Origin of the sequence: Arenimonas sp. (genome assembly GCF_022842045.1) — a bacterium.
In the GTDB taxonomy this organism is placed as follows: Bacteria; Pseudomonadota; Gammaproteobacteria; order Xanthomonadales; family Xanthomonadaceae; genus Arenimonas.
The window spans coordinates 1-4,470 of the sequence record NZ_JALHQI010000114.1 but is presented as its reverse complement, the minus strand read 5'-3'; the positions used below and the strand labels follow the sequence as shown (position 1 = coordinate 4,470).

Genomic DNA, 4,470 nt, shown 5'->3' with positions numbered 1-4,470 from the left:
CGCCTCTATGTCCAGAGCCTGCACGCCGGTACGCTGGGCTGGCTGCCGAACGACTGACACCCACGCACCGAACAGGAACCCACGCATGGCCATGGCCGAATCCGACATCCAGAAAGGCTGGATCTACCGCACCAGCCACCTGCAGGAGCGGCTGGTGCTGGGCTGGGACCGCGACGGCCGCGTGGTCTACAGCTCGCGCGGCAAGGACCCCGAGCGCGAGTTCCAGAACTGCCACGTGCGCATCACCACCGCGAAGTTCGCCCAGCGCGCGATCGGCAAGCTGCGCCAGGTCGAGGACCTCAAGCCCTACCTGGTGGCGAACAAGGCCACCACGGTCGTGGTGCGCTGAGCCGGCGCCGGCGGCCACCTGAGGCGGGCTTGGGGCGGGGCGGCTTCCGCTTGCAGCCCCGAGCTGGCGCGTGGCGCCTGCCTTGTCTAGCATCGGCGGCGGAACGGGCCGGCGCACGCCGGCCCGTTCCGTTTTGTTCGTCCGACACTATGCCAGCCTTCACCGGTCAGGCAATGGCGTGGCGGCAGGGGACGTTCCGCAACATCACTACCAACGGGGAAACTGCATGAAAACGATTGGCGGCTACATGTTCTTCTTCGGCATCGGCTCGATCATCCTGAACTACATGGAGCGCGAGTTCATCGTGCTGTCCTGGATCGACAACTGGGGCCCGAGCGTCGGCTGGGGCATCCGGATCGGCCTGTCGGTGGTCGGGGCGGGACTGTGGCTCTATGGCCGCAGCCAGGCGTCCGCCGAGGCCACGCCCTCGGCCTGATCGCGCCGGCACGAAAGGAAAAGGACCCGCGTCCGCAGGTCCTTTTCCATGGCGACGCCGGGAACGCCTCCGCCCGCGGCGCCCACCGCGACAATGAGGCCCGGGCTCCGACAGCAAGCCAGGGGAAGCATGCCCATCGACTGTATCTTTTGCCGCATCATCGCCGGCACCGCGCCGGCAAGCGTCGTGCATGAGGATGCGCTGACACTCGCCTTCATGGATCTGCGGCAGGCGAATCCCGGCCATGTGCTGGTGGTTCCAAAGTCCCATGTCAGCGACATCCGCTTCCTGGACCCGGCGACGGGCACTGCGTTGATGCAGGCGCTGGGCAGGCTCACCCGCGCGGTGGACCGCGCCTTCCCCCAGCAAGGCCTGAGCCTGTGGCACTCCATTGGCGAAGCGGCGTTCCAGGAAGTGCCGCACCTGCACTTCCACGTGCACCCGCGGCAACCTGGCGACGGCCTGTTGCGGATCTACCCCGAACCACCGACGATCGCCGACCAGGCAACCAGGGATCGACTGGCCGTTCGCGTTCGCGACGCGCTGGCCAGTGAAAGGGACAACACGCCATGACCATCACCGTCGCCCGCTACTTCGAGCCGTCCGAAGCACACGTCGTGCGCGCGCTGCTGGAATCGGCAGGACTCCAGGCCACCGTCGCCGACGACCAGCTGGTCACGGCCAACTATCCGCTAACGGGCGCGATGGGCGGCGTGCGGGTGCAGGTGCCCGCGGGGCAGGCAGACGAGGCGCGGGCACTGGTCGCGGCGTACGCGAACGGTGAGCTGGAGCGGGAGCTGGAGGAAACCGTCGGCGAGTCGCCCGAAGCCTGCCCGGCTTGCGGCAGCGCGCGTTTCAGCACGAGGGCACCGGCCACGGGCAAGCTGCTGGCGGTGGCGGTGTGGCTGTTCGGGGCGGCGACGTTCCCGCTGCGCGGGAGCCGGGGCGAGTGCGCGGACTGCGGGCATCGGTGGGTGCGCGGGTGACGTGCGGCCTTCGGGACTGAAGTCCCTCCTACAGGGGCGGGTCCGGCAAAAAAAAAGGCGCCCGCGGGCGCCCTTTTCGATGCCGCCGGCGGGAGGATCAGCCCGCGGCGCGCGCCGCGATCGCCGCGGCGAAGGACTGCGTGGTGCCGGTGCCGCCGAGGTCCGGCGTCAGGTTGTCCTTGGCCGCCATCGTGTCGATGATCGCCTGGCGCAGGCGATTGGCCTCGGCCACCTTGCCCAGGTGCTCGAGCATCTGCACCGCGGCCAGCAGCAGCGCGACCGGGTTGGCGATGCCCTTGCCCGCGATGTCGGGCGCCGAGCCGTGCACGGCCTCGAAGATCGCCGCCTCGGTGCCGATGTTCGCGCCCGGGGCCAGGCCCAGGCCACCGACCAGGCCCGCGCACAGGTCGGAAAGGATGTCGCCGAACAGGTTGGTGGTGACGATGACGTCGAACTGCTCGGGACGCATCACCAGCTGCATGCAGGTGTTGTCCACGATCATCTCGTTGCACTGGATGTCCGGGTACTCGGTGGCCACCTGGCGCGCGACCTTCAGGAACAGGCCCGAGGTCGACTTCAGGATGTTGGCCTTGTGCACCACGGTGACCTTCTTGCGGCCGATGCGGCGGGCCAGGTCGAAGGCGTAGCGCACGATGCGCTCGGAGCCGCGGCGGGTGACCTTCTGCACCAGGGTGGCGGTCTCGCCGTCGGCGGTGAGGTTCTGGCCTTCGCCGATGTAGGCGCCCTCGGTGTTCTCGCGCACGGTGATGAGATCGATGTTCTCGTAGCGCGACTTGGTGTTCGGGAAGCTGATCGCCGGACGCACGTTCGCGTACAGGTCGAAGCGCTTGCGCAGCTCGACGTTGATCGAGCTGAAGCCCTCGCCGACCGGCGTGGTGAGCGGCGACTTCAGGGCGACGCGATGGCGGTGGATGGCGTCGAGGGTGGCGGCGGGCAGCAGTTCGCCCTGCTTCTCGTAGGCGCTCAGGCCGGCTTCGACGAAGTCATAGGTGAGGCCGACCTTCAGCGCATCGAGCACCTGCAGGGTGGCGTCCATGATTTCCGGGCCGATGCCGTCGCCACGGATCACCGCGATGGTCTGGGTCATAAGTGCTTGTTCTTCCAAGAAGTAATGGCAGCCGGCCGGCCGCCAAAGGCGCAGTATTATGCCAGATCAAGCTGACCCGCCGCCCACTGGACCTTGGTCGGGGGCGGAACCGGAGAACCCAGCAAATGAACCAGGTTCATTACACAAATGAACCTGGTTTATTTGGGTGGGTCAGTGATCGTGGTTTGGCGCCGCGGGGGCGTGGATGCCCTGGCCTTCGAGCTGGTCGAGGAAATCGACGCCGCGGCGCAGGTGCGGGATCACGATCGAGCCGCCGACCACCAGGGCCACGCTGAAGGCTTCGAAGAATTCGTCGCGGTCCACCCCGGCTTCCTTGCACTGGGCGATGTGGTAGCTGATGCAGTCGTCGCAGCGCAGCACCATCGACGCCACCAGGCCCAGCAGCTCCTTGGTCTTGAGGTCGAGCTTGCCGGCCTTGTAGGTCTGGGTGTCGAGCGCGAAGAAGCGACGCACCACCTGGTTGTCCTGGCCCAGGATGCGCTCGTTCATGCGCTGCCTGAACTCGGTGAACTCCTTGACCCGGTCCTTCTCCGACGCGCTCACGACTGCGCCTCCAGCAGCGGCTTGAGCCCGCCGGCGCGATCCAGCGCCACCAGGTCGTCGTAGCCGCCGACGTGGGTATCGCCGATGAAGATCTGCGGCACCGAGGTACGGCGCGCACGCGCCATCATCTGCTCGCGGGCGACCGGGTCGAGGTCGATGCGAACCTCCTCCCAACTGGCGCCGCGGGACTTGAGGAAATTCTTCGCGGCCACGCAATAGGGGCAGATCGCGGTGGTGTACATCGTGATGTTGGGCACGTCGGTCCTCCGTTGACCCGCCAAGTTTGGGGGCGCCGGGCCGCCTTTGCCAGCGCGCGTGGGCGCAACGCTGCGGCACGCGGCGGTGTTAACCCCCGATTCACGCCCTGCGCCCCGGCCAGCCGGTATCCTCGGGCATCCCCCGCTTGGAGTCGCCGTGCGCATCCTGCTCCCCGTAGCCGCCCTCAGCCTGGCCCTGTCGCTGGCCTGCAGCGCCCGCGCCCAGAGCACCGGGCTGCCGGACATCGGCTCGTCCGCGGGCGAGGTGATCGACCCGGGACTGGAGGCGCGCTACGGCGCCTACACGCTCTATGAGCTGCGGCGCATGGGCCTGGTGCTGGACGACCCGTTGGTCGACGGCTGGCTGCAGTCCATGGGCTACCGGCTCGCCGCCGCCAGCGACACGCCGCGCCAGTCCTTCACTTTCTTCATGATGCGCGACCGGCAGATCAACGCCTTCGCCACCCTCGGCGGCTACATCGGCATGAACGCCGGCCTGGTGGTCACCGCCGAGACCGAGGACGAGGTCGCCGGCGTGATGGCGCACGAAATCGCCCACGTCAGCCAGCGCCACGTGCTGCGCGCGGTCGAGCGCGCCCAGAAGGACCAGGTGCCGATCCTGCTGGCGATGCTCGGCGCGATCGCGCTGTCGCAGTCGCAGGGCGGCGGCGCGCGCGCCAGCGGCGGCGGCAGCCAGGCCGGCGACGCCACCGCGGCCGCCATCACCGGCGCCGCGGCCCTGATGCAGCAGCGCCAAGATCGGAAGAGCG

8 protein-coding genes are annotated in these 4,470 nt (G+C 68.5%); 5 read left to right on the top strand and 3 right to left on the bottom strand.

All coding sequences use genetic code 11. The features are described from left to right. Positions 1-85: 85 nt before the first annotated feature. From Q0C12_RS14635 to Q0C12_RS14620, 4 genes are all read left to right on the top strand, one after another. Positions 86-349, top strand: coding sequence for a hypothetical protein (locus Q0C12_RS14635; RefSeq protein ID WP_034210612.1), 264 nt, complete (start codon positions 86-88; stop codon positions 347-349). Positions 350-575: 226 nt separating this feature from the next. Further along, complete coding sequence (locus Q0C12_RS14630) at positions 576-785, top strand: hypothetical protein (RefSeq protein WP_290891482.1); 210 nt, start codon at positions 576-578, stop codon at positions 783-785. A gap of 129 nt (positions 786-914) precedes the next feature. Next, on the top strand, positions 915-1,358 hold the full coding sequence (locus Q0C12_RS14625; RefSeq protein ID WP_290891480.1) for an HIT domain-containing protein: 444 nt from the start codon (positions 915-917) through the stop codon (positions 1,356-1,358). Beyond that, on the top strand, positions 1,355-1,771 hold the full coding sequence (locus Q0C12_RS14620; RefSeq protein WP_290891478.1) for a DUF2007 domain-containing protein: 417 nt from the start codon (positions 1,355-1,357) through the stop codon (positions 1,769-1,771). The genes Q0C12_RS14625 and Q0C12_RS14620 overlap by 4 nt, the downstream gene beginning before the upstream one ends. Before the next feature lie 97 nt (positions 1,772-1,868). Here the strand turns inward: Q0C12_RS14620 and Q0C12_RS14615 are convergent, their stop codons facing one another. The 3 genes from Q0C12_RS14615 to grxC all read right to left on the bottom strand — a co-directional run bounded on the left by Q0C12_RS14615 (position 1,869) and on the right by grxC (position 3,685). Then, positions 1,869-2,879 (bottom strand): isocitrate dehydrogenase, encoded by a 1,011-nt coding sequence (locus tag Q0C12_RS14615; protein ID WP_290891476.1) that lies wholly within the window; start codon positions 2,877-2,879, stop codon positions 1,869-1,871. A 171-nt stretch (positions 2,880-3,050) separates the two neighbouring features. Further along, positions 3,051-3,443, bottom strand: a complete 393-nt coding sequence (locus tag Q0C12_RS14610; protein WP_290891474.1) for a carboxymuconolactone decarboxylase family protein — start codon at positions 3,441-3,443, stop codon at positions 3,051-3,053. Further along, positions 3,440-3,685 (bottom strand): glutaredoxin 3, encoded by a 246-nt coding sequence (gene grxC, locus Q0C12_RS14605; protein WP_290891485.1) that lies wholly within the window; start codon positions 3,683-3,685, stop codon positions 3,440-3,442. Before grxC ends, Q0C12_RS14610 begins: the two co-directional genes overlap by 4 nt. Positions 3,686-3,857: 172 nt before the next feature. Here grxC and Q0C12_RS14600 point away from each other — a divergent pair. Next, positions 3,858-4,470, top strand: a 613-nt coding sequence (locus tag Q0C12_RS14600) for a M48 family metalloprotease (protein ID WP_290891472.1), incomplete at its 3' end; no start/stop codon positions are given.

What these genes read in the sequence shown, in the direction of transcription:
- Q0C12_RS14635 (WP_034210612.1), top strand. Translation starts at nt 86, where the DNA reads ATGGCCATGGCCGAATCCGACATCCAGAAAGGCTGGATCTACCGCACC.
- Q0C12_RS14630 (WP_290891482.1), top strand. Translation starts at nt 576, where the DNA reads ATGAAAACGATTGGCGGCTACATGTTCTTCTTCGGCATCGGCTCGATC.
- Q0C12_RS14625 (WP_290891480.1), top strand. Translation starts at nt 915, where the DNA reads ATGCCCATCGACTGTATCTTTTGCCGCATCATCGCCGGCACCGCGCCG.
- Q0C12_RS14620 (WP_290891478.1), top strand. Translation starts at nt 1,355, where the DNA reads ATGACCATCACCGTCGCCCGCTACTTCGAGCCGTCCGAAGCACACGTC.
- Q0C12_RS14615 (WP_290891476.1), bottom strand. Translation starts at nt 2,879, where the DNA reads ATGACCCAGACCATCGCGGTGATCCGTGGCGACGGCATCGGCCCGGAA.
- grxC (WP_290891485.1), bottom strand. Translation starts at nt 3,685, where the DNA reads ATGTACACCACCGCGATCTGCCCCTATTGCGTGGCCGCGAAGAATTTC.